Below are 21,964 nucleotides of genomic sequence, written 5' to 3' on the forward strand. Positions count from 1 at the left end.
CACTTTCGGCTGAACTGTACCGGTCCGCCGGCGGACGGGCGTCCGCCCGGTATCGGGTCCGGACGGCTGGCACGCCCGGCCCCATTCTGCGTGTTCCGGTGGCTTTGCCTACAATGGCGGCTGTCCCGCGCCCCCGGTCCGCCCCCATGTTCCAACGCCCTCCCGCCGCCGCTCCCGGCGAAAAGAACCTCACCGTGATGCTGTGGCTCGTCGCGACGGGCTTCTTCATGCAGACGCTCGATGCAACGATCGTCAATACGGCGCTGCCGTCGATGGCTGTGAGTCTCGGCGAATCGCCGCTACGGATGCAGTCGGTCGTGATCGCTTACTCGCTGACGATGGCGGTGATGATTCCCGTTTCGGGCTGGCTCGCGGACACGTTCGGCACGCGGCGCGTGTTCTTCAGCGCGATCCTGGTGTTCTCGCTCGGCTCGCTGCTGTGCGCGAACGCGCATACGCTGCAGCAGCTCGTCGTGTTCCGCGTCGTGCAAGGGGTGGGCGGCGCGATGCTGCTGCCGGTCGGGCGGCTCGCCGTGCTGCGCACGTTCCCGGCCGAACGCTACCTGCCCGCGCTGTCGTTCGTCGCGATTCCCGGGCTGATCGGTCCGCTGATCGGGCCGACGCTCGGCGGCTGGCTCGTGAAGATCGCGTCGTGGCACTGGATCTTCCTGATCAACGTGCCGGTCGGCGTCGCCGGCTGCGTCGCGACCTTCTACTCGATGCCCGACTCGCGCAACCCGGCCGTCGGCCGCTTCGACCTGAAGGGCTATCTGCTGCTCACGATCGGGATGGTCGCGATCTCGCTGTCGCTCGACGGGCTCGCCGATCTCGGCATGCAGCACGCGGCCGTGCTGGTGCTGCTGATCCTGAGCCTCGCGTGCTTCGTCGCGTACGGACTGTACGCGGTGCGCGCGCCGCAGCCGATCTTCTCGCTCGAACTGTTCAAGATCCATACGTTCAGCGTCGGCCTGCTCGGCAACCTGTTCGCGCGCATCGGCAGCGGCGCGATGCCGTACCTGATCCCGCTGCTGCTGCAGGTGAGCCTCGGCTATTCGGCGTTCGAGGCCGGGCTGATGATGCTGCCGGTCGCGGCGGCAGGGATGTTCTCGAAGCGGATCATCACGCACCTGATCACGCGGCACGGCTACCGCAAGGTGCTGCTCGCGAACACGATCATGGTCGGCGTGATGATGGCGAGCTTCGCGCTGATGCGCGACACGGTGCCCGTGTGGGTAAAGGTCGTCCACCTTGCGCTGTTCGGCGGCTTCAACTCGATGCAGTTCACCGCGATGAACACGCTGACGCTGAAGGATCTCGGCACCGGCGGCGCAAGCAGCGGCAACAGCCTGTTCTCGCTCGTGCAGATGCTGTCGATGAGCCTCGGCGTCACGGTCGCCGGTGCGCTGCTGGCAACCTTCACCGGGATGCTGCGCACGGTGACGCCGAGCAATACGCTGCCCGCGTTCCATGCAACCTTCATCTGCGTCGGGATCATCACGGCCGCGTCGGCGTGGATCTTCGCGCAGCTCGCACCCGAAATCCGCGGCCGCGCGCAGAAGACCGACCCGTCCGAACGCGCGTGACGCCCGGCGCACGCCGTCGAGATCGCCGCGATCGCCACGACGGCGCGGCGCGCACCATGTCGGTGCGGCCGTGCTGCACCGCGCGGCAGCCGGCTCCCGCGGTGGGCCGCCGCACGGGGCACGACGCCGTGCATGCTTCTTGCTCGCCTATTCTGTAGGTAAACTGGCAGTCTTCCTTCGGCCGACATCATGAGCATGATCGACATCGATCCCCCCGGCTTCCAGCCGCCCCGCCCCGTCGCCGGTGACGACGGAAAGCGGCGCACCGTGCTGTACGGCGCGTACACCGTGTTCAGCGTGTTCCAGCCTGTTTTCTCGGTGTCGCACCGCCGCGCGATCGGCTATCACGCGTCGCTGCGCGCGCACGACGAGGAAAGCCGCCAGGTCGCGTCGCACGAGGTGTTCACGCAGGCGGCACGGCGCGGCGACCTGCTCGAGCTCGGCCGGCTCGCCGAATCGCTGCACCTCGGCAACTTCCACGCGTTCGACAGTCACGACGAATGGCTCTTCCTGAGCCTGCATCCGGCCGCGCTGATGGACACCGTCTACGGGGACGCGCTGCTCGCGAACCTGAAGGCGCTCGGCCTGCCGCCGCATCGCGTGGTGCTCGAGGTGCCCGAACAGGCGGGCGGCGAGACGCCGCGCTATGCGGCGATCGTCGACGGGTTGCGCAAGGCCGGCTTCCTGATCGCGCTCGGCGGCTTCGGCGCGAAGCATTCGAACATCGACCGCGTGTGGCACCTGCACCCCGACATCGTCACGCTCGATCGCGGCATCCTCGCGCAGGCGAGCGAGCACTCGCATCTCGAACGCGTGCTGCCGGGGCTCGTGTCGCTGCTGCACGAATCCGGCCAGCTCGTGCTGATGGGCGGGCTCGCGACCGAGCGCGACGCGCTGATCGCGCTCGAATGCGACGTCGATTTCGTGCAAGGGCAGTACTTCGCGGGGCCGAGCGTCGATCCCGTCCAGCCGCAGGCCGCCGCCGGCTGCATGGACACGCTGTCGGCCGCGTTGCGGCTGCGCGTCGCCCAACGCGAGCGCACGCAGGCCGAACGCCTCGCGCCGTATGTCGCCGCGCTGGAGGAAGCGAGCCAGAAGCTCGCCGCCGGCGAGCCGCTGATCGACGCCGCCGGCGCCGTGCTCGGGTTGCCGGAAACCGCGCGCTGCTTCCTGCTCGATGCATCGGGCCGCCAGATCGGCGACAACGTGCTCGCGCGCGGCAGCGTATCGCAGCGGGCGAAACGCTTCCGGCCGCTGCTGCATTCGGAAGGCGCGAGCTGGGAGCGCCGCCCCTACTTCAGCCACGCGATGCGCGCGCCGGGCCGCGTGCATCTGACGCCGCCGTACCTGTCGATCAACGAGGCGCACCTGTGCGTGACCGCATCGATCGCCGCGCCGGTCGCGACCGGCATGCAGGTGCTGTGCGTCGACATCAACTGGGAAGCGGCGCTCAACCGCGAATGAAGATGCGCGCCGCGCTCATGCGGCGCCGTCGACATCGTCGGCCCGGCGCGCGATCAGACGATGCACGCGCTTGCCGGACGACGCGCTGACGACTTCATGCTCGTCGATCACCTGCATGCCGGCGCCGAGTGCCGCACGCATGCGCGCCGAATCGAGCGGCGTGTACAAGCGGCCGCGCTCGTCGCGCAACCCACCGTTGCCGGCCACCCGCCAGCTCAGGTACAGCGTGCCGCCGGGCAGCAGCAGCGCGGCGAGCCGTGCGGCCGCCGCGGCCGCATCGGCCTGGTCGAGGTGCATCACGACCGTCTCGCACAGTACGTTCCGGAACGCGCCGGACGGCACGCCGGCGAGCGCCGGCAGCGTGGCCAGCTCGAACGTCAGCGACGGGTGGCGCAAGCGCGCCTCGGCGAGCAGCGCGGCGCTCGCGTCGTAGCCGCGCACGTCGAATCCTTGCGAAGCGAGCCAGGCGGTGTCGCGCCCCGCGCCGCAGCCGACATCGGCCGTCGGCCCCGGCGAGAAATGCTGCTCGAGCAGCGCATACATGTCGTCGGGGGCGGCCTGGTCGAGCCAGTCCTGCGCGTATTGCGCGGCATGGGCTTCGTAGGCGTCGAGAGTCGGGCGATCCACCATGGCGATTGCTCCGCGTACGCGTCTGATCGTGCGACGCATCCCGCATCTTAGCCGTTGCGGATCGCGCGTGGTATGGCGCGAGGCGCGCGGCCCTACGCCGCTCGCATGCCGCCCGCGCGGGTCACCTCGACAGTCAGTTCGGCCCACAGCGCGTCGCCACGCCAGGCCGGCCGCGATGCCGCCGTTTCCGCGTCGTGAACGAGTGCGCAGAGCCGCGCGTTGACCGGCGCCGGCGCGCCGAAGCGCGCGGCCAGCCGGACGATCTCGCCGTTGATCCATTCGACTTCGGTCGCCCGGCGCGCGGCGAGATCGTCGGACATCGACGAACGCGCGAGCGGATCAATCGCGAGCATCCGGCCGCCCAGCGCGCGAAACGCGGGATCGGGGAGTTCCAGCACCGCGGGAATCCATGCGGCCGGCAACGGCGTGAGCCGCGCGGGCCGGATCGCGGCGCGGGACAACACGTGCAGCGCTTCGCGCTGCGCCAGCGCAACGCAGCGCCGGTATGCGCGTTGCGAGAGTTCGTCGCGCAGCGGCAGGTTCGCGAGCGCATTGACCGCGTTGTTCAGGTTCAGCAGCAGCTTCGCCCATTGCACGGCGCGCATGTCGCGGTGCAGCGCGAGCGGCAGCCCGGCACGCGCGAACGCGCGGGTGAACGGCCGCAGCGCGGGCGACGCATCGGCCGCGAGCGCGCCGGTCGAACCCTGGTGAAACGCGCCGGGCCCGCGCTCGATCACGTTGAACGGCACCATGCCGGCCAGCACGGTCGCCTGCGGCAGCGCAGCGCGCAACACGTCGGCGTTGGAGAGGCCATTCTGGAAACTGACGACGACCGTGCCGGGCCGCAGCACGTCGGAGAGCTGCGCCGCGGCGTCATGCGTCGCGGCCGACTTCACCGTGACGAGTACCAGCCGCGCGGTGGCCGCGGCGGCCGGATCGGTCGAGAACGCGACCTCGGCCGGCTCGAGCGTCGCGCGATAGCCGCGCGAGTCGGTCAAGGTCAGCCCGTTCACCCGAATCGCGTCGCCAATTCGGGCTCGGCCGACGAGCGCCACCGGCGTACCGGCCGCCGCGAGCCGGCCGCCGAGATAGCAGCCGACCACGCCCGCGCCGAACACGCAGACGGGCGCGGCCGACGGGTCAGACATGCGAATGCGCGCCGCCGTGGACGGGCCCCGAGCGCCGCTCGACTTCGCGGCGCACGTCGCCGCGCAGGCCCGCGAAGAACGCGACTTCGGCGACGACGAACAGCGGCCCGACGATCAGGCCGACCAGGTCGTCGACGAACGCGGGCTTGCGCCCCTCGAACCAGTGCCCGACGAACTGCACGATCCAGCCGACCACGAACGCGCCGATGCCGATCCCGAGCCACTGCGCGGTGGGCAGCAACGCGAGCGTCTGCGCGGCCCACAGGCCGAGCGCGAACAGCGCGGTCATCACCACGCCGAAGCGCAGGTCGAGGCGCAGGTAGAACACCACGGACGCCACGGCGAGCAACAGCGCGGGCGACAGCGCGACGCCGGCCAGCGTGCCGAGCGCCGGCCGCGACAGCAGCACCTCGACCGCGAACACGATCATCGGAATACCGACCAGGTGCGTCGCGATGTTGCGCGCGTCGCGATGGTAGGCCGCATACTGGGAAAGGTGGTCCTCGAGGGTCTTCATGGTGTCTCCTGAACGATCATTGAGCGCTATGATGCGCGTCACGCCCGAGAACCTCTGTCAGCTACCCGACATCGCGTGCCCATGCCCTCGTCGCTCGCCCCCTACCTGCCGCAGATCGAAGCGCACCCGTGGTTCGCCGCGCTGCCGCCTGCGTTGCGCGCCGACCTGCTCGCCCGCGCCGCAGTGCGGCGCCTGCCGGCCGGCCACGCGCTGTTCCGCCGCGGCGACCCGCCATGCGGGCTGTATGCGGTGCTGGCCGGCTCCCTCACCATAGGCGCGGTGGATCCGCAGGGCAAGGAAGCGCTGCTGATGGTCGCCGAACCCGTCACGTGGTTCGGCGAAATCGCGTTGTTCGACGGCCAGCCGCGCACCCACGATGCGATCGCGCTCGACGACACGCTGCTGCTGCACGTCCCGCAGGCCGCGCTGCTCGCGATTCTCGACACGACGCCCCAGTACTGGCGGCAGTTCGCGCTGCTGATGGCGCAAAAGCTTCGGCTGAGCTTCCTGACCGTCGAATCGATGAGCGTGATGCCGGCCGCGCAGCGGCTCGCCGCGCGGCTGCTGATGATCGCCGACGGCTACGGCGGGATCAGCGCCGGCCGCACGCACATCCGGCTGTCGCAGGAAAAGCTTGCGGCGATGCTGTCGCTGACGCGGCAGACCACCAACCAGCTGCTGAAGGCGCTGCAGGCCGACGGCGTCGTGCGGCTGCACGTCGGCGAGATCGAACTCGTCGACGTCGACGCGCTGCGCCGCGCGAGCGGACTGCCCGGCAGCACGGACTGACACCGCCGCGCAAGCGCAGCAATACCGCAAGCGCCGCAACCTCGCATTCCCGCCGTCATGGCATTGCGCTATCGTGGCGGCTCGCTCACCCTCCCCGATCCGCGCTTGAACACGTCGACCGTCACCGCCCCCTCCCGCCATGCCTGGCCCGTGTTCGTCGCGTTCCTGCGGCTCGGCCTGACGTCGTTCGGCGGCCCCGTCGCGCATCTCGGCTACTTCCGCGATACGTTCGTCACGCGGCGCGGCTGGCTGACCGAGCGCGCCTATGCGGATCTCGTCGGGCTGTGCCAGTTCCTGCCGGGGCCGGCGAGCAGCCAGGTCGGGATGGCGATCGGACTGTCGCGCGCGGGCTATGCAGGGATGTTCGCCGCGTGGCTCGGCTTCACGCTGCCGTCGGCGCTGCTGATGATGCTGTTCGCGCTCGGCGTGCATGCGACGGGCATGCCGGTCGCCGCCGGCGCGCTGCACGGGCTGCGCATCGTGTCGGTCGCGGTGATCGCGCAGGCGGTGTGGGGCATGGCGCGCACGCTGTGCCCGGATGCGCGCCGCGTTACGCTGATGGCGATCGCGGCCTCCATCGCGCTGCTCGTGCCGGCCGCGTGGCTGCAGGTTGCCGTGATCGTCGCGGCGGGTATCGCCGGTCTCGTGCTGTTGCCGCAGCCCGAGCGCGGCGCGCACGATCCGTTGCCACTGCATGTGTCGCACCGCGCCGGCGTGCTGTGGCTCGCGCTGTTCGCCGCGCTGATCGTCGTGTTGCCGTTCGCGGCCCGCGCGTTCCATTCGAACACGCTCGCCGTCGTCGACGCGTTCTTTCGCACCGGCGCGCTGGTGTTCGGCGGCGGGCACGTGGTGCTGCCGCTGCTGCAGGCCGCCGTCGTCGCGCCGGGCTGGGTCGGCGATTCGGCGTTCCTGGCCGGCTACGGTGTCGCGCAGGCCGTGCCGGGGCCGCTCTTCACATTCTCGGCCTTCCTCGGTGCGTCGCTGCGCGATGCGCCGAACGGCTGGCTCGGCGGGACGATCGCGCTCGTGTCGATCTTCGCGCCGTCGTTCCTGCTCGTGGCCGGCACCGCGCCGTTCTGGGAACGCCTGCGCCGCAGCACGCGCATGCAGGCCGCGCTTGCGGGCGTGAACGCGGCCGTCGTCGGGCTGCTGCTCGCCGCGCTCTATCACCCGGTATGGAGCGACACGATCGTGTCGCCAGGCGATTTCGCGGCCGCACTCGTCGCGTTCGTCGCGCTCGTGTTCTGGCGCGTGCCGCCGTGGGCGGTCGTGATCGCAAGCGCGGCGCTCGGGTGGTTGGCGGGGATGATCGCCTGAGCCGGCGAATGTCGGGTGTCGATTCACGTCCGACAAAAACAAAAAAGCCCTCGTCACGAGGGCTTTTTTTGGGTGCCGCGCGCCGCATAGGCGCGCAGGACACGTGTTCCGTGACAATAAAGTTTCGAACGTATCGCAATAAAGTTCGGAAAGCACCAACTTCGCGCCGTCGCAGTTGGAATGGCAAATAATGCGACCATCATATCAAATTCATCATGGAATTCGTTCTGTTCATAACCAGTTTCGCATATTCACTTCGTCATCCGCGCTTCTAGACCGCCATGAAATCTTCATGAAAGAACATTTCCGGACTTCTTTGTTCGTCTACGCAAACGCAGTTGACCAATGACGGCGCTTATCTCGAGGGCAAACTAGCGTTGCGTCGATCAAAAGTTTGGCGTGCTTTCGTGTACCGCTCCAGCACCCTTGACTTGCGGGCCTGGTTGCTCTACCCGCTCATCGCCTCTGATTGACCCAAGGCGGCCCTTCGGGCGAGCAACGTCTCAACGCCCCCTTCCGAGGCACTACGGCCGTTCCTTATCTTGTATCGTAAGGCGGATCATCGGCCAGGCCGGGCGTTCAACCCCATTCCCTTTTCAACCGAATAAACAAGTGTCTGACCGGTCGCAGCAGCGCCCGTCGCATCGTCGGGAATCGTACTCGCTCATACAAACAGCGTTATCCGTCGCCATCATCCAGAAGCTTTCGAGCACGCGAGTCATGCTGCCAAAGCGCGCTCACTAGGAATTGTCGGTTAGCCGAAAGAAACGCCTTCAACGTGCGAGGTGACTTGAGCTTCAACTTCGCCAGCATCGGCTGGGCCCGATGCACGATAAACTGGCAATCGATCAATATCTGTTCCGCCTCGCGCAGCCGGTCGATCGTGGCTCGGTCGAGGCTTCCGGGCGCCGGCAAACTCTCGTGTTGGGCGGCGGCATCCTGCAGCCAAGAAAGTGGGTGATGGGCAATGAGCACCAGCTCCTCGCCGGCAGTGATTGGTAGAACGCGCTGACGGGCGCCAAGCAAAAGCTTCCCCTCTTCATCCTTCAGGGCACCACATATAAGTGCCGTGTTCAGCCCGATAAAGCGAAGTACCCGATTCGGCGCGAGCTCGACGGTCCGCGCTCCAGCGTTACCGCCTTCGAAATCGAGCGGACACCCGTAGCCCTCGCCAAATGGACGGTAGCCGTCGAACCGCGCGTAAAACATCTCGCGATCCTCAGGTGCCACCAGCACTCGGTCTAGCTCTTGCTCCCCTTGATCTGCGATGTTCCTAAGCGTCTGTCCGATGATATGAGAGACACGGGTGCGGTCGACATCGTGATTTCCAGGGACGACTTGAATTGCCGTGATAGGACAACCTGCTGCAGCTGCCAATTGATCGAGCCAACGAGCCGCATCCGCGTATTCATCGGATTTTCCAGCGTACGCGATGTCACCGGAGATGATGACTCCGTCGACTCTCGGTTCGGGTAGCGTCCCCGTAACTTTGCGCACATCATCGATCAGGCGTGCCTTGACGTCGTTGTGGGTAACAACAGTACCGCCCTTTTCTTGGCCGAAGTGAATGTCCGACAGATGGATGTAAGTGGTTGCCATGCATTGCCCCGCAAACGTTTGTTCTTTTGCTGCCCACGACAGTGCCAGATTGTATCGTCAGACCGGAACTCGACGGGCATTGCTGGTAGTCAAGAAGTCGCCGATATGCACCGCTAAGACCAAAACGAGCATGAAAAGCAGAAAGCCCTCATACCGAGGGCTTTCAATTTCACTACAATTTCAAAACTTTATTGCGCGGCTCAGTCCGGGTTTTCCAGTCTTTATTGCACTTTCCAAACTATATTGTCACGCTACAACACGTGGACTTACGCGAAGTTCTTCGCTGCGAAGTCCCAGTTCACGATGTTCCAGAACGCTTCGACGAACTTCGGACGTGCGTTGCGGTAGTCGATGTAGTACGCGTGTTCCCACACGTCGATCGTCAGCAGCGCCTTGTCGGCCGTCGTCAGCGGCGTTGCGGCGTTGCTCGTCGACACGATGTCGAGCGAACCGTCGGCCTTCTTCACGAGCCATGCCCAGCCCGAACCGAACGTGCCGACCGCTGCCTTCGAGAACGCTTCCTTGAACGCGTCGTACGAACCCCACTTCGCGTTGATCGCGTCGCCCAGCGCGCCCGACGGTGCGCCGCCGCCATTCGGCGACAGGCTGTTCCAGAAGAACGTGTGGTTCCAGATTTGCGCGGCGTTGTTGAAGATGCCGCCCGACGACTTCTTCACGATCTCTTCCAGCGACAGGTTTTCGAATTCCGTGCCGGGGATCAGATTGTTCAGGTTCGTCACATAAGCCTGGTGATGCTTGCCGTAGTGGTACTCGATCGTCTCTTTCGAGATGGTCGGCGCGAGTGCGTCTTCAGCGTACGGGAGCGGCGGGAGCGTATGAGCCATGGCGATTCCTTCGTTGAGTATGTAGGGAGGCTGTGTTGGATGCTGCCGAGCGTCCGATTGTAGGCGAGTCCGAATATCCCCGCAAACTCACGGGCATTTATCCGCGGTATGCAGAAAATCGGCGTTGGTGCTTCATCCGGCACGACGAGACGACGATGCGCAGCATCCGTTCCCGCGCGCGGCGCAACCGGTAGATCCGGGACGCCGGGCGCGCGACCTCCGTTTCGCGTACGCCGCCCTCGTCAGATCGAATCGGTCAGCCGCGGCTGCACGTCGGCAAGCGACACGTCGGCCGAGCCTTCGGCGAGATGCACGGTCAGGCGGCGCTGCGGCTTCAGCGCGCTCGGCGCACGCACCGCACGGCCGGTCTGCGCGTCGATCAGCGCCGCGTAGCCGCGCTCGAGCGTGCGCTGCGGGCTCAGCACCTCGAGCCGCGCCGCGCAGGCCGAGACCCGCGCGGTGTCGCGCTCGTGACGGCGCTGCAACGCCACGGTGAGACGCTGCGACAGTCCTGCGAGCGCATGGCGCGCCTGCGTCGGATCGGGCCGCGCGCGCTGCCAGCGCAGTTGCGCGAGCGCGAAACGCGCACGCGCGTCGCGCACCGGCCGCGACGCCGCCGACGCGAGCCGCACCGCCAGTTGCTCGACGTGGGTGCGCTGCCGCTGCAGCCGTTCGGCCGGGCTGACGAGCCGGCGTGCGAGCCAGTCGAGCTGCTGCGCGCGCTGCTCGAGCCCGCGCTCCAGGCTGCGCGCGAGCGCGCGCTGCCGGTCGGCGACCTCGCGCAACAGCAACGCGCGCTGCGGACTTGCGAGCTCGGCCGCGCCGGTCGGCGTCGGCGCGCGCAGGTCGGCCGCGAAGTCCGCGATCGTGAAATCGGTTTCGTGGCCGACGCCGCTGACGACCGGCAGTTCGCTCGCGGCGATCGCGCGCGCGAGCGCTTCATCGTTGAACGACCACAGATCCTCGATCGACCCGCCGCCGCGACACACCAGCAGCACGTCGACCTCACGCCGCGCGTTGGCGGCCTGCACGGCCGCGACGAGCTTCTCGGCCGAGCCCGCGCCCTGCACGGGCGCCGGATAGACGATCACCGGGATGTGCGGCGCGCGGCGCGCGAGCGTGGTCAGCACGTCACGCAGCGCGGCGGCCTGCAGCGACGTGACGATGCCGATCGCGCGCGGGTGCGCCGGCAGCGGCCGCTTGCGCTCGGGTGCGAACAAGCCTTCGGCCTCGAGCTGCGCCTTCAGCCGCAGGAACGCCTCGTACAGGCGCCCTTGCCCGGTGCGCCGCACGGCCTCGACATTGAGCTGCACTTCGCCGCGCGGCTCATACATTGTGACGACCGCGCGCACCTCGATCCGGTCGCCTTCGCGCGGCGTGAACTCCGCATACTGCGCGCGACCGCGAAACATCACGCAGCGCATCTGCGCCTGCTGGTCCTTGATCGAGAAATACCAGTGGCCGCTCGCGGCGCGCGTGAAATTCGACACTTCGCCCGAAATCCACAGCAGCGGAAACGAGCGCTCGAGCATCGTCGAAATCGCGCGATTGAGCGCCGAAACGGGAATCACTTCGTCGCCGCCGCGGGTGGCGCCGGGAACGGAAAAAGGAGAGTCGGAAAGCATGGGCGATCGAATGAATGCTGGCGGCGACACGATAGTCCGACACGCGCCCGACGTCCAGCGCCGACCGTGCGCGCCGCGATGCGCGAAATGTGTCCACACTCTGGCAATCGTCCGCCAAAAACGCTGGAAAACCGCGGAAAAATCCAGACGATTACTTGCAACACCTTGATTTTTATATATTTTTAAACCTTACGAATTGATTCTCGACCGATTCGATGTCCGCCCGGCGGGCGTTTGGCGCGAACAGGCGGGGAGTTCTTCACAGACTTATCCACAGCCCGCCCCGATCCGGCCCCGTCGGGTGCGTCGCCCGGCCGCGCTTGCCGCGCCCGCGTGCGGCGCGCTAGAGTGCCGCCTTCCGAAGACCTTGCGGCATGCGCCGCGCAACGGAGAATCCGTCTTGACGAATCCGTCCCACGCCGCGGCGCACGACACGCCGCGCCCGGCCCGATGAGCGCGCCCGGCGGCCCGCTCGCGCGGCTCGAAGCGCGCCTCACGCGCGAATGGCAGCGACGCGGCGCACTCGCCTGGGCGCTCACGCCGTTCGCGTGCGTGTTCGGCCTGTGCGCGGCGCTGCGCCGTACCGCCTACGCACAGGGCTGGAAACAACCGGTCGACGTCGGCGTGCCCGTCGTCGTGGTCGGCAACGTGACCGTCGGCGGCACCGGCAAGACGCCGACCGTGATCGCACTCGTCGATGCGCTGCGCGCGGCCGGGTTCACGCCGGGCGTCGTGTCGCGCGGCTACGGCGCGAATGTGAAGGCGCCCACCGCGGTCACGCCCGCGTCGCGCGCGAGCGCGGCCGGCGACGAACCGCTGCTGATCGCGCGCCGCACCGATGCGCCCGTGTGGGTGTGTCCCGACCGCGTCGCGGCCGCACAGGCGCTGCGCGCCGCGCACCCGGACGTCGACGTGATCGTCAGCGACGACGGTCTGCAGCACTACCGCCTCGCGCGCACGGTCGAACTCGTCGTGTTCGACCACCGGCTCGGCGGCAACGGTTTCCTGCTGCCGGCCGGCCCGCTGCGCGAGCCGCTGTCGCGCCACCGCGACGCGACGCTCGTCAACGATCCGTACAGCGGTGCGCTGCCGCCGTGGCCCGACACCTATGCGCTCGCGCTGACGCCGGGCGCCGCGTGGCACCTCGACCAGCCGGCGCTGCGCCGCCCGCTGTCGCAGTTCGCGCACGAGCGCGTGCTCGCCGCGGCCGGCATCGGCGCGCCGGAACGCTTCTTCGCGACGCTGCGCGCGGCCGGCCTCGCGCCGGCGACGCGCGCGCTGCCCGACCATTACGCGTTCGCCGACAATCCGTTCGTCGACGACGCAGTCGACGCCATCCTGATCACCGAGAAGGATGCAGTAAAATTGGGCGCTTCCTGGCGCGACGCTCGGCTGTGGGTCGTCCCCGTCGAAGCCGCGCTCGATCCTCGCCTCATTGCCCTCGTTGTGGAGAAACTCCGTGGACGCTCGCCTGCTTGAAATCCTTGTGTGCCCTATCTGCAAAGGCCCGCTCCACTATGACCGCGCCGCGCAGGAGCTGATCTGCAACGCGGACAAGCTCGCCTACCCGATCCGCGACGGCATCCCCGTGATGCTCGTCGACGAAGCACGCCAGACCGTCGAAGGCACGCCGGTCGACCCCGCAGGCCCGGCCGGCAGCTGAACGCCGCCCTGCGGCACCGGCACGCGGCCGCGTGCCGAACCCTGCCGGGCGGCCTGCTTTCGACGCGTCGCCCACCCCAGCCCTTCTCACCGCCCAGCCCCGATGACTCATCAGCAGCCCTTCATCGCCGTCATTCCTGCCCGGCTCGCGTCGACGCGCCTGCCGAACAAGCCGCTCGCCGATCTCGGCGGCAAGCCGATGGTCGTCCGCGTCGCCGAGCGCGCGCGCGAAGCGGGCGCGCAGCAGGTGCTCATCGCGTCCGACGCGCAGAGCGTGCTCGACGCGGCACGCGATCACGGTTTCGAAGCGGTGCTGACGCGCGCCGACCATCCGTCCGGCACCGACCGGCTCGCGGAAGTCGCCGCGACGTTCGGATGGAGCGACGACACCGTCGTCGTCAACGTGCAGGGCGACGAACCGCTGATCGACCCGGTGCTCGTGCGCGACGTAGCGTCGCACCTCGCCGCGCATCCGGACTGCGCGATCGCGACCGCCGCGCACCCGATCCACGACGCGGCCGACGTGTTCAACCCGAACATCGTCAAGGTCGCGCTCGACGCGCGCAACGTCGCGATGTACTTCTCGCGCGCACCGATTCCGTGGAGCCGCGACGCCTATCTGCCGCACTGGCCCGACGTCGCAGCCATGCCTGCGCCGGCCTTTCCGGTCCATCGCCACATCGGCCTCTACGCGTATCGCGCGCGCTTCCTGCGCACCTATCCGTCGCTCGCGCAGGCGCCGGTCGAGCAGGCGGAGCAGCTCGAACAGCTGCGCGCGATGTGGCACGGCGAGCGCATTGCCGTGCTGATTACCGAGCACGCGCCCGAAGCCGGCATCGACACGCCGGCCGATCTCGCACGCGTGCAGGCCCTTTTTCGTCCGGGTTCAAAATAACCCGTGGCATAATCAGGCGATTGTGCGAGCCGTCCGCGACCCGCGCGTTCTTGCTTGACCCCGCCACGGCCCGTCCCGGCAGCCGCGCGTCGCTTTTCGCTGACGCGCAGCATCAGACCGGTTCGCCGCGCGCCAGGCAAGCCCCGCGCACGCTGTCGCCGACACTTTTGCGTCTCGCCAGACGAATCTACATACTGGAGATATCACCATGCGTTTGATCCTGTTGGGCGCGCCCGGCGCGGGAAAGGGCACCCAGGCAAACTTCATCAAGGAAAAGTTCGGCATCCCGCAAATCTCGACGGGCGACATGCTACGCGCGGCCGTCAAGGCCGGCTCGCCGCTCGGCGTCGAGGCGAAGGGCTACATGGACGCCGGCAAGCTCGTGCCGGACGCGCTGATCATCGGCCTCGTGAAGGAGCGCCTGAAAGACGCCGACTGCGCGAACGGCTACCTGTTCGACGGCTTCCCGCGCACGATCGCGCAGGCTGACGCGATGAAGGACGCCGGCGTCGCGATCGACTACGTGCTCGAAATCGACGTCCCGTTCTCGGAAATCGTCGAGCGCATGAGCGGCCGCCGCACGCATCCGGCATCGGGCCGCACGTACCACGTGAAGTTCAACCCGCCGAAGGTCGAGGGCAAGGACGACGTGACGGGCGAACCGCTGATCCAGCGCGACGACGACAAGGAAGAAACCGTCAAGAAGCGTCTCGAGGTGTACGAAGCGCAGACCAAGCCGCTGATCACGTACTACGGCGACTGGGCGAAGCGCGGCGAGGAAAACGGCCTGAAGGCCCCGCAGTACCGCAAGATCTCGGGCCTCGGCAGCGTCGACGAAATCCGCGAGCGTGCGTTTGACGCACTGAAGTAAGCACCGCGTCGTGCACCCGCAAGCCGCCCTTTCCGGGCGGTTTTTTTTCGTCTGCTTGATCCGCTTCGGCTGACGGGGATTCGCACGATCGTGCCGGTCTCTCCGCCGCCTGGCGGCGCCCCGTACAATCGATCGGACGCAGGTGCCGACCGGCATCGGACCCAACCAAGGAGACAGTGATGGAGATTCGCGGCAACGTCTTTCTGATCACGGGCGGCGCATCGGGCCTCGGCGCCGGAACGGCCCGCATGCTCGCGCAGGCCGGCGGCAAGGTCGTGCTCGCCGACCTGAACGAGGCGGCCGGCACGGCGCTCGCGAACGAACTGGGTGGCGTATTCGTGCGCTGCGACGTGTCGAGCGAGGCAGATGCGCAGGCAGCCGTCGACGCCGCGACGCGCGCGGGCACGTTGCGCGGCCTCGTGAACTGCGCGGGCATCGCGCCCGCCGCGAAAACCGTCGGCAAGGACGGCGCCCATCCGCTCGACGTGTTCGCGAAGACGATCAACGTGAACCTGGTCGGCACCTTCAACATGATCCGGCTCGCGGCCGCCGCGATGGCCGCGACCACGCCGAACGACGGCGGCGAGCGCGGCGTGATCGTCAGCACCGCGTCGGTCGCCGCCTACGACGGCCAGATCGGCCAGGCCGCGTACGCGGCGTCGAAGGCCGGCGTCGCGGGCATGACGCTGCCGATCGCACGCGACCTGGCTCGCCAAGGCATCCGCGTGATGACGATCGCGCCGGGGCTGTTCGAGACGCCGATGCTGCTCGGCATGCCGAAGGACGTGCAGGACGCGCTCGGCGCGATGGTCCCGTTCCCGCCGCGGCTCGGCAAACCGGACGAATACGCGATGCTGGTGCGCCAGATCGTCGAGAACCCAATGCTCAACGGCGAAGTGATCCGTCTCGACGGCGCGATCCGGATGCAGCCGAAGTAAGTGCAAACAACTGCAAACAAAAAACGCCCGCTATGCGGGCGTTTTTCGTTCGAGGCGCCCGGCGCCGCGCCAGCGGCTCAGTCCTCGTCGTCGCGCTGCATCCGCTGCCGCAATTCCGTCACCTGCGATTCGACGACGGTTGCATCGTCCGCATCGGGCCGCTCGCCGAGATACTGCTCGAGATCCTCGAGCGCGGGGCGCAGGTAGTCGAGCCGTGCATACGCGAAGCCGCGGTCGCGCACCTCGTCGAGGTGCTCCGGCAGCAGGATCACGAGCCGCTGCTGTACCGCGAGCAGCCGCTGCCAGCGTTCCGTCTGCAGATAGATCGTCTTCAGGTTGCGCAGCATCCGCGCGATGATCTCGCGGCTCGTGGCCGGCTGCAGCAACGCGCGCAACGCGCTGTCGACCGCGCCCGCCGCACGCGCGACGTACGGCTCGAGCATCTCGACCATCTCGGCTTCGGACAGCGAATGGCCATTGGTCGGATCGATGATCAGGTCGCCGTCCGGCAGCGTCACGCGCAGCAGGAAATGGCCGGGAAACGACACGCCGCGCGCCGGCACGCCGATCTGTTCGGCGAGCTCGAGATACAGCACCGACAGCGAGATCGGAATCCCGCGCCGCCGCTTCAGCACCGCGTTCAGGTGGCTGTTATCGGGGTCGTAGTAATCGTTGTGATTGCAGGCGAAGCCGAGTTCGCGAAAGAAGAATTCGTTGAGCGCGGCGACGCGGTCCTTCAGGTTCGCATCGTCGGCGAGCCGGCGGCGCAGCCGCGCGGCCAGCATGTCGAGTTCGGCCAGCGTGCCCTGCAGGTCGAGGTCGGGATAGGCGTCCTGTGCGAGCGACAGCGCGGTCTCCGTGACGGGCAGGCTGTCGTCGTCCGCCACGAGCGTGCTGAAGTAGTCGAGGACGCGGGTCATTGCGGTCGTCACTTGGCGCGCCTTCTGAAGTAAGCGTATTTGAAGCCCATCACCCACAACATACCGAAATATAGTGCAGCGAACAGCACGAGGCACGCGGCCATCAGCGCAATGCGATCGAGCGGCTGCGCGCGCATGCCGGTCCAGTCGAAGCTGATCGCGCACCAATGCATCAGGCCCGCGAGTACGAGCGTCGCGCCAATGAGCTGCACGAAGAAGCGCGGCCAGCCCGGCGACGGCTGGTAGATGCCGCGCTTGCGCAGCCCGAGGAACAGCAGCAGCGAGTTCAGGCACGCGCCGACGCCGATGCTCAGTGTGAGGCCTGCATGACCGATCAGCGGCACGAACACGTAGTTCGACAGCTGCGTGACGATCAGCACGCCGATCGCGATCTTCACCGGCGTCTTGATGTCCTGCTTCGCATAGAAGCCCGGCGCGAGGATCTTGATCAGGATGATGCCGACGAGGCCGATCCCATAGGTCGCGAGCGCGCGGGCGACCATCGTGACGGTATGCGCGTCGAACTTGCCGTAGTTGAACAGCGTCGCGGTGAGCGGCGTCGCGAAGAAGAACAGCGCGAGCGCGCTCGGCGCCGCGAGCAGGAACGTGACGCGCAGCCCCCAGTCGAGCAGCGACGAATACTCGTTCGCATCGGCGTCGACGTGCGCCTTCGACAGGCTCGGCAGCAGGATCGTGCCGAGCGCGACGCCGAGCAGCGCCGTCGGGAACTCCATCAGGCGGTCGGCGTAGTTGATCCACGACACCGCGCCCTGCCCGAGCCGCGACGCGATGTTGGTGTTGATGATCAGCGACAGCTGCGCGACCGACACCGCGAATGTCGCGGGCACCATCTTCGCGAGCACGCGCTTCACGCCCGGGTGTCGCAGCGCGCGCAGCGGGTTGATGCCGATCAGCGGCACCATGTCGATCTTCTTCAGCCCCGGCAGTTGCACGAGGAACTGCAGCACGCCGCCCACGATGACGGCCCACGCGAGCGCATACACCGGCACCTTCAGATGGGGCGCGACGAACACGGCCGCGGCGATGAACGCGACGTTGAGCAGCACCGGCGCGAACGCGGGCAGCGAGAAGCTCTTGTAGGTGTTGAGCACGCCGGACGCGAGCGTCGTCAGCGAGATGAACACGATGTACGGGAACATGATCCGCGTCATCGTGACCGCGAGCGGGAATGCCTGCCCGTCGGTATGCAGGCCGGAGGCGACCGCGAACACGACCCATGACGCGCCGGCGATCCCGAGGACCGACAGCACGGCAAGCGCCCACGCGAGGACGGTCGACATCGCGTCGACGAGCGCCTTGGTCGCATCGTGCCCCTGCTGGTTCTTGAACTCGGCCAGGATCGGCACGAACGCCTGCGAGAACGCGCCTTCGGCAGACAGGCGGCGCAGCAGGTTCGGAATACGGAAGGCGACGTAGAACGCGTCGGTGTATTGACTGGCGCCGAACGCACGGGCGATCAGCGTCTCGCGGGCCAGTCCGGTCACGCGCGACAGCAGCGTGAAGCCGCTGACCGTCAGCAGGGCTCGGAATAGATTCATGGGGCGCTTATTATACGGACGTTGCGTGTCCCGGCACGGACGGATGCCGAAAAGGACATGCGTCGCCGGCGCCCTCGCCTGGCGGGCGTTACGTTGAACTTGCCACGCGCTTGATTTTGTTGCTATAATTGCCGGTTTCTGAGCCTGTTACATGCACGGCACCTGTCGTTTTCATGTCTCGGCCTCGGTTAAACTCACCGTTTTTTATGCGCCCCTGGGCAATCGTTCTCAGGGGACGGATCGAAAAGCAGCGCTTGGCCGTCAGGCTCCAAGCTCTGGAAACAGGACAGGATAAGGAACCGTCATGGCTAACTCCGCACAAGCACGCAAGCGCGCCCGCCAAGCCGCGAAGGCAAATTCGCACAACTCGGCGCTGCGCTCGAAATTCCGTACCGCGATCAAGTCGGTTCGCAAGGCTGTTGAAGCCGGCGACCAGGCAAAGGCTGCCGAGCTGTTCAAGGCTGCCGTGAAGACGATCGACACGATCGCCGACAAGAAGATCGTTCACAAGAACAAGGCCGCTCGCAGCAAGAGCCGCCTCGCCGCGGCCGTCAAGGGCCTGCAGGCAGCAGCGTAAATCTGGCGCGCCCGCTTCGGCGGGCGTTCCTGTTTCCTGCGATCGCAAAAAAGCCCGCCTAGGCGGGCTTTTTTGCGTGTCGTCCGCGCATCGCGCCGGACGACCACCAGACGCGGGCGCGGCATGCGCGCACGCCCGTCGATCTCACTTCTTCTCGTTGTAGTCCGGCAGCTCGCACGCCTCGGTGACGACGAGGTTGTTGTCCTTCGCGAAATTCAGCACGAAATCGAACGCCATCGGCTCGATGTCGCGCAGCCGGGAATCGAGGATCACGCATTTCAGGTCGCCGAGCATCGTCGGGCGCACGTACAGCGAATATTTCAGGCGCGCGTTCGGCCCGCTCGCACCCGGCCCGAAGCAGGCCATCACGCCGGCCAGACGCTCCGACCAGTCGCTCGGGCGAAACTTTTTCCCGTCTTTCGTGATGCCCTGGATGAAGAATTCGGTCGGAGGGGTTTCAGCCATGTGGTTACCCAAGTGACGGCCCGGCGATGTCCAGGCGACGGCGCCTGGATACGCGAACACAAAGCTGGAGTGGACGACACACGCACTTCGATATCCCGAAAACAGGCCGTCGATGCGTGCCGCCGGCGCGCCGCACCGGATGTGTGCAGCGCATGGCTTGTGTCCGGCAGAGCGCGAAAAGCCTTGCCTGCCGGGCTGGAGAAAACTTTTGGATTATACCGCAGCGCGCCATCGCGCGTCGTCTCGCCGCCCCTGTTCCGGCGTTCTCCAGCGTGCGTGACGATCCCGCCCCGGTTTGTGCCGCGGCTCGTCAAAGCACAGAAAATCCTTTATGCTGCTTCGAAGTTATCCACACCCGACGGCGGCGGCGTCCGGCTCCGCAGCCGGCTCCAACCCGCCGTATTTCGTTTCATGACCGCCAAAACCATTCGTCACTACCTGCAGTTCAAGGATTTCTCGCTGGAAGACTACGAGTACGTGCTCGAACGCACGGGTATCCTGAAGCGCAAGTTCAAGAACTACGAGACCTATCACCCGCTGCACGACCGCACGCTCGCGATGATCTTCGAGAAGAGCTCGACGCGCACGCGGCTGTCGTTCGAAGCCGGCATCTTCCAGCTGGGCGGCCACGCGGTGTTCATGAGCACGCGCGACACGCAGCTCGGCCGCGGCGAGCCCGTCGAGGATTCCGCGCAGGTCATCTCGCGAATGGTCGACATCATCATGATCCGCACGTTCGAGCAGGACGTGATCACGCGCTTCGCGGAGAACTCCCGCGTACCGGTGATCAACGGCCTGACCAACGATTACCACCCGTGCCAGGTGCTCGCCGACATCTTCACGTACTACGAGCACCGCGGCCCGATCGCCGGCAAGACGGTCGCGTGGGTCGGCGATGCGAACAACATGCTGTACACGTGGATCGAAGCCGCGCAGATCCTCGGCTTCAAGCTGCGCCTGTCGACGCCGCCGGGCTATGCGCTCGACATGAAGCTCGTGTCGCCGGACAGCGCGCCGTTCTACGAAGTGTTCGAGGATCCGAACGAAGCGTGCAAGGGTGCCGATCTCGTGACGACCGACGTATGGACGAGCATGGGTTTCGAAGCCGAGAACGAAGCGCGCAAGCAGGCGTTTGCCGACTGGTGCGTCGACGAGGAAATGATGGGCCACGCGAACGCGGACGCGCTCTTCATGCACTGCCTGCCCGCGCACCGCGGCGAGGAAGTGACGGCCGGCGTGATCGACGGCCCGCAGAGCGTCGTGTGGGACGAGGCGGAAAACCGCCTGCACGTGCAGAAGGCGCTGATGGAGTTCCTGCTGCTCGGCCGCCTCAAGCACTGAACGCAGCCCTCGCGCGCCACCGGAATCCGGCGGCATGCGAAAAAAAGCGCCGATCGATGATCGGCGCTTTTTTGTTTGCGCGGGCGAAAGCGCATGAAAGGTGCGGGTCGAACGCCCGCGTTACACGCACACCGGCTCGGGTTCGAGCTCGACGCCGAACTGCTTGCGCACGTCGTCCTGGATCGCCCGCGCCAGTGCGAGCACGTCGGCGCCCGTCGCGCCGCCGCGATTGACCAGCACGAGCGCCTGACGGTCGTGCACGGCCGCCGCGCCGAGCGTGCGCCCTTTCCAGCCGCAGCGGTCGATCAGCCAGCCGGCCGCGAGTTTCACCTGGCCGCCCGGCTGCGGATACGACACGACGTCCGGCACGCGCGCGCGCAGCGCATCGAACCGCGCGGCGTCGATCACCGGATTCTTGAAGAAACTGCCCGCGTTGCCGAGCTCGAGCGGATCGGGCAGCTTTGCGCGGCGGATCGCGACGACCGCGTCGAATACGTCGCGCGGCGTCGCCGCGCCGGGCGCGATGCCGCGCGCGTCGAGCTCGCGCGTGACATCCGCGTAGCCGAGCCGCGGCGTCCAGTGCTTGGGCAGCCGGAACGTCACCGCGACGATCGCGAAGCGGCCGCGCCCTTCCCGCTTGAAGAAGCTGTCGCGATAGCCGAACGCGCAGCGCGCGGCGTCGAAGCGCTCGCTGCGCCCCGTCGCGAGTTCGATGGCGACCAGCGAGTCGAAATACGTCTTCATCTCGAGGCCGTACGCGCCGATGTTCTGGATCGGCGCGGCGCCGACGGTGCCCGGAATCAGCGCCAGATTCTCGAGGCCCGGCATGCCGTGCTCGAGCGTCCACGCGACGAATGCGTGCCAGGTCTCGCCGCCGCCGGCCTCGACGTACCACGCGTCGTCATCCTCGCGCACGACGCGGCGCCCGGCGATCTCGTCGAGCAGCACGACGCCGTCGAAATCGCGCGTGAACACGACGTTGCTGCCGCCGCCCAGCACGAGTTGCGGCAGGTGCGCGACGCGCGGATCGCGATGCAGCGCCGCGAACTGCGCCGCATGCGTGATGCGGGCGGCAAAGCGCGCGGTCGCGTCGATGCCGAACGTATTGTGCGCGGCAAGCGGATGGTCGGGGAGCAGCGACAGGGCGGAATCGTCAGGTGGCATCGGCATTCGCGGTCACGTCCGCCGGGGCGGCATCAGGCCGGCCTTGGGCAAACGC

At 67.4% G+C, this 21,964-nt stretch carries 21 protein-coding genes; 11 read left to right on the forward strand and 10 right to left on the reverse strand.

The window, feature by feature from the left end; genetic code table 11:
* Positions 1-146 precede the first annotated feature (146 nt).
* Complete coding sequence (gene mdtD / locus LMA02_RS13050; protein ID WP_228905372.1) at positions 147-1,583, forward strand: multidrug transporter subunit MdtD; 1,437 nt, start codon at positions 147-149, stop codon at positions 1,581-1,583.
* 189 nt (positions 1,584-1,772) lie between these two features.
* Positions 1,773-3,047 (forward strand): EAL domain-containing protein, encoded by a 1,275-nt coding sequence (locus LMA02_RS13055; protein ID WP_012364534.1) that lies wholly within the window; start codon positions 1,773-1,775, stop codon positions 3,045-3,047.
* A 15-nt stretch (positions 3,048-3,062) separates the two neighbouring features.
* Here the strand turns inward: LMA02_RS13055 and LMA02_RS13060 are convergent, their stop codons facing one another.
* The 3 genes from LMA02_RS13060 to LMA02_RS13070 form a co-directional block, all read right to left on the reverse strand.
* The gene (locus LMA02_RS13060) at positions 3,063-3,677 is read right to left on the reverse strand and encodes a methyltransferase domain-containing protein (RefSeq protein ID WP_228905373.1); all 615 of its coding nucleotides are present in this window, start codon (positions 3,675-3,677) and stop codon (positions 3,063-3,065) included.
* 92 nt (positions 3,678-3,769) lie between these two features.
* A complete protein-coding gene (locus LMA02_RS13065) occupies positions 3,770-4,825 on the reverse strand; it encodes a 2-dehydropantoate 2-reductase (protein WP_228905374.1) in 1,056 nt (351 codons plus the stop codon).
* Positions 4,818-5,342 (reverse strand): DUF962 domain-containing protein, encoded by a 525-nt coding sequence (locus LMA02_RS13070; RefSeq protein WP_228905375.1) that lies wholly within the window; start codon positions 5,340-5,342, stop codon positions 4,818-4,820. The genes LMA02_RS13065 and LMA02_RS13070 overlap by 8 nt, the downstream gene beginning before the upstream one ends.
* Positions 5,343-5,423: 81 nt before the next feature.
* Between LMA02_RS13070 and LMA02_RS13075 the strand changes: the two genes are divergently transcribed.
* Both LMA02_RS13075 and chrA read left to right on the forward strand, forming a co-directional pair.
* Positions 5,424-6,131, forward strand: a complete 708-nt coding sequence (locus tag LMA02_RS13075; protein WP_228907637.1) for a Crp/Fnr family transcriptional regulator — start codon at positions 5,424-5,426, stop codon at positions 6,129-6,131.
* A 105-nt stretch (positions 6,132-6,236) separates the two neighbouring features.
* A complete protein-coding gene (chrA, locus tag LMA02_RS13080) occupies positions 6,237-7,448 on the forward strand; it encodes a chromate efflux transporter (protein WP_267478977.1) in 1,212 nt (403 codons plus the stop codon).
* 678 nt (positions 7,449-8,126) lie between these two features.
* On the opposite strand, the gene LMA02_RS13085 is transcribed toward chrA, so the two are convergent.
* The 3 genes from LMA02_RS13085 to xseA all read right to left on the reverse strand — a co-directional run bounded on the left by LMA02_RS13085 (position 8,127) and on the right by xseA (position 11,517).
* A complete protein-coding gene (locus LMA02_RS13085; protein ID WP_228905379.1) occupies positions 8,127-9,047 on the reverse strand; it encodes a metallophosphoesterase family protein in 921 nt (306 codons plus the stop codon).
* Between the two features lie 266 nt (positions 9,048-9,313).
* Positions 9,314-9,892 (reverse strand): superoxide dismutase [Fe], encoded by a 579-nt coding sequence (gene sodB, locus LMA02_RS13090; protein WP_014896247.1) that lies wholly within the window; start codon positions 9,890-9,892, stop codon positions 9,314-9,316.
* A gap of 242 nt (positions 9,893-10,134) precedes the next feature.
* Complete coding sequence (gene xseA, locus LMA02_RS13095) at positions 10,135-11,517, reverse strand: exodeoxyribonuclease VII large subunit (protein WP_228905381.1); 1,383 nt, start codon at positions 11,515-11,517, stop codon at positions 10,135-10,137.
* Between the two features lie 450 nt (positions 11,518-11,967).
* Here xseA and lpxK point away from each other — a divergent pair, with 450 nt between their 5' ends.
* From lpxK to LMA02_RS13120, 5 genes are all read left to right on the forward strand, one after another.
* A complete protein-coding gene (gene lpxK, locus LMA02_RS13100; protein WP_228905383.1) occupies positions 11,968-12,996 on the forward strand; it encodes a tetraacyldisaccharide 4'-kinase in 1,029 nt (342 codons plus the stop codon).
* Positions 12,977-13,180, forward strand: a complete 204-nt coding sequence (locus LMA02_RS13105; protein ID WP_006750935.1) for a Trm112 family protein — start codon at positions 12,977-12,979, stop codon at positions 13,178-13,180. The genes lpxK and LMA02_RS13105 overlap by 20 nt, the downstream gene beginning before the upstream one ends.
* Before the next feature lie 102 nt (positions 13,181-13,282).
* Entirely contained in the window at positions 13,283-14,074 is a 792-nt protein-coding gene (gene kdsB / locus LMA02_RS13110) for a 3-deoxy-manno-octulosonate cytidylyltransferase (RefSeq protein ID WP_228905386.1), read from the forward strand.
* Positions 14,075-14,282: 208 nt separating this feature from the next.
* Positions 14,283-14,945: an adenylate kinase gene (gene adk / locus LMA02_RS13115; protein WP_228905388.1), complete on the forward strand. Its 663-nt coding sequence runs from the start codon at positions 14,283-14,285 to the stop codon at positions 14,943-14,945.
* Positions 14,946-15,124: 179 nt separating this feature from the next.
* Complete coding sequence (locus tag LMA02_RS13120) at positions 15,125-15,883, forward strand: SDR family NAD(P)-dependent oxidoreductase (protein ID WP_228905390.1); 759 nt, start codon at positions 15,125-15,127, stop codon at positions 15,881-15,883.
* Between the two features lie 77 nt (positions 15,884-15,960).
* On the opposite strand, the gene LMA02_RS13125 is transcribed toward LMA02_RS13120, so the two are convergent.
* Both LMA02_RS13125 and murJ read right to left on the reverse strand, forming a co-directional pair.
* On the reverse strand, positions 15,961-16,803 hold the full coding sequence (locus LMA02_RS13125; RefSeq protein ID WP_006750939.1) for a SirB1 family protein: 843 nt from the start codon (positions 16,801-16,803) through the stop codon (positions 15,961-15,963).
* Positions 16,804-16,811: 8 nt separating this feature from the next.
* Positions 16,812-18,362, reverse strand: a complete 1,551-nt coding sequence (gene murJ, locus LMA02_RS13130) for a murein biosynthesis integral membrane protein MurJ (protein WP_228905391.1) — start codon at positions 18,360-18,362, stop codon at positions 16,812-16,814.
* Positions 18,363-18,666: 304 nt separating this feature from the next.
* On the opposite strand from murJ, the gene rpsT reads away from it, so the two are divergent.
* Positions 18,667-18,939, forward strand: coding sequence for a 30S ribosomal protein S20 (gene rpsT / locus LMA02_RS13135; RefSeq protein WP_006482211.1), 273 nt, complete (start codon positions 18,667-18,669; stop codon positions 18,937-18,939).
* 144 nt (positions 18,940-19,083) lie between these two features.
* Here the strand turns inward: rpsT and LMA02_RS13140 are convergent, their stop codons facing one another.
* Positions 19,084-19,404 carry a DUF3579 domain-containing protein gene (locus LMA02_RS13140; protein ID WP_006762342.1) on the reverse strand — a complete coding sequence of 107 codons (321 nt, stop codon included), beginning with the start codon at positions 19,402-19,404 and terminating at the stop codon, positions 19,084-19,086.
* A gap of 411 nt (positions 19,405-19,815) precedes the next feature.
* Here LMA02_RS13140 and argF point away from each other — a divergent pair, with 411 nt between their 5' ends.
* Entirely contained in the window at positions 19,816-20,745 is a 930-nt protein-coding gene (gene argF, locus LMA02_RS13145; RefSeq protein ID WP_228905392.1) for an ornithine carbamoyltransferase, read from the forward strand.
* A gap of 120 nt (positions 20,746-20,865) precedes the next feature.
* Here argF and murB read toward each other — a convergent pair whose 3' ends face one another.
* Positions 20,866-21,915 carry a UDP-N-acetylmuramate dehydrogenase gene (gene murB / locus LMA02_RS13150; protein ID WP_228905395.1) on the reverse strand — a complete coding sequence of 350 codons (1,050 nt, stop codon included), beginning with the start codon at positions 21,913-21,915 and terminating at the stop codon, positions 20,866-20,868.
* Between the last annotated feature and the right edge of the window lie 49 nt (positions 21,916-21,964).

Origin of the sequence: Burkholderia sp. B21-005 (assembly GCF_020843965.1) — a bacterium.
In the GTDB taxonomy this organism is placed as follows: domain Bacteria; phylum Pseudomonadota; class Gammaproteobacteria; order Burkholderiales; family Burkholderiaceae; genus Burkholderia; species Burkholderia ambifaria.

What these genes read in the sequence shown, in the direction of transcription:
- adk (WP_228905388.1), top strand. Translation starts at nt 14,283, where the DNA reads ATGCGTTTGATCCTGTTGGGCGCGCCCGGCGCGGGAAAGGGCACCCAG.
- kdsB (WP_228905386.1), top strand. Translation starts at nt 13,283, where the DNA reads ATGACTCATCAGCAGCCCTTCATCGCCGTCATTCCTGCCCGGCTCGCG.
- mdtD (WP_228905372.1), top strand. Translation starts at nt 147, where the DNA reads ATGTTCCAACGCCCTCCCGCCGCCGCTCCCGGCGAAAAGAACCTCACC.
- LMA02_RS13070 (WP_228905375.1), bottom strand. Translation starts at nt 5,342, where the DNA reads ATGAAGACCCTCGAGGACCACCTTTCCCAGTATGCGGCCTACCATCGC.
- rpsT (WP_006482211.1), top strand. Translation starts at nt 18,667, where the DNA reads ATGGCTAACTCCGCACAAGCACGCAAGCGCGCCCGCCAAGCCGCGAAG.
- LMA02_RS13075 (WP_228907637.1), top strand. Translation starts at nt 5,424, where the DNA reads ATGCCCTCGTCGCTCGCCCCCTACCTGCCGCAGATCGAAGCGCACCCG.
- LMA02_RS13120 (WP_228905390.1), top strand. Translation starts at nt 15,125, where the DNA reads ATGGAGATTCGCGGCAACGTCTTTCTGATCACGGGCGGCGCATCGGGC.
- sodB (WP_014896247.1), bottom strand. Translation starts at nt 9,892, where the DNA reads ATGGCTCATACGCTCCCGCCGCTCCCGTACGCTGAAGACGCACTCGCG.
- argF (WP_228905392.1), top strand. Translation starts at nt 19,816, where the DNA reads ATGACCGCCAAAACCATTCGTCACTACCTGCAGTTCAAGGATTTCTCG.
- LMA02_RS13060 (WP_228905373.1), bottom strand. Translation starts at nt 3,677, where the DNA reads ATGGTGGATCGCCCGACTCTCGACGCCTACGAAGCCCATGCCGCGCAA.
- LMA02_RS13055 (WP_012364534.1), top strand. Translation starts at nt 1,773, where the DNA reads ATGAGCATGATCGACATCGATCCCCCCGGCTTCCAGCCGCCCCGCCCC.
- LMA02_RS13125 (WP_006750939.1), bottom strand. Translation starts at nt 16,803, where the DNA reads ATGACCCGCGTCCTCGACTACTTCAGCACGCTCGTGGCGGACGACGAC.
- LMA02_RS13140 (WP_006762342.1), bottom strand. Translation starts at nt 19,404, where the DNA reads ATGGCTGAAACCCCTCCGACCGAATTCTTCATCCAGGGCATCACGAAA.
- xseA (WP_228905381.1), bottom strand. Translation starts at nt 11,517, where the DNA reads ATGCTTTCCGACTCTCCTTTTTCCGTTCCCGGCGCCACCCGCGGCGGC.
- murB (WP_228905395.1), bottom strand. Translation starts at nt 21,915, where the DNA reads ATGCCGATGCCACCTGACGATTCCGCCCTGTCGCTGCTCCCCGACCAT.
- lpxK (WP_228905383.1), top strand. Translation starts at nt 11,968, where the DNA reads ATGAGCGCGCCCGGCGGCCCGCTCGCGCGGCTCGAAGCGCGCCTCACG.
- murJ (WP_228905391.1), bottom strand. Translation starts at nt 18,362, where the DNA reads ATGAATCTATTCCGAGCCCTGCTGACGGTCAGCGGCTTCACGCTGCTG.
- LMA02_RS13085 (WP_228905379.1), bottom strand. Translation starts at nt 9,047, where the DNA reads ATGGCAACCACTTACATCCATCTGTCGGACATTCACTTCGGCCAAGAA.
- LMA02_RS13065 (WP_228905374.1), bottom strand. Translation starts at nt 4,825, where the DNA reads ATGTCTGACCCGTCGGCCGCGCCCGTCTGCGTGTTCGGCGCGGGCGTG.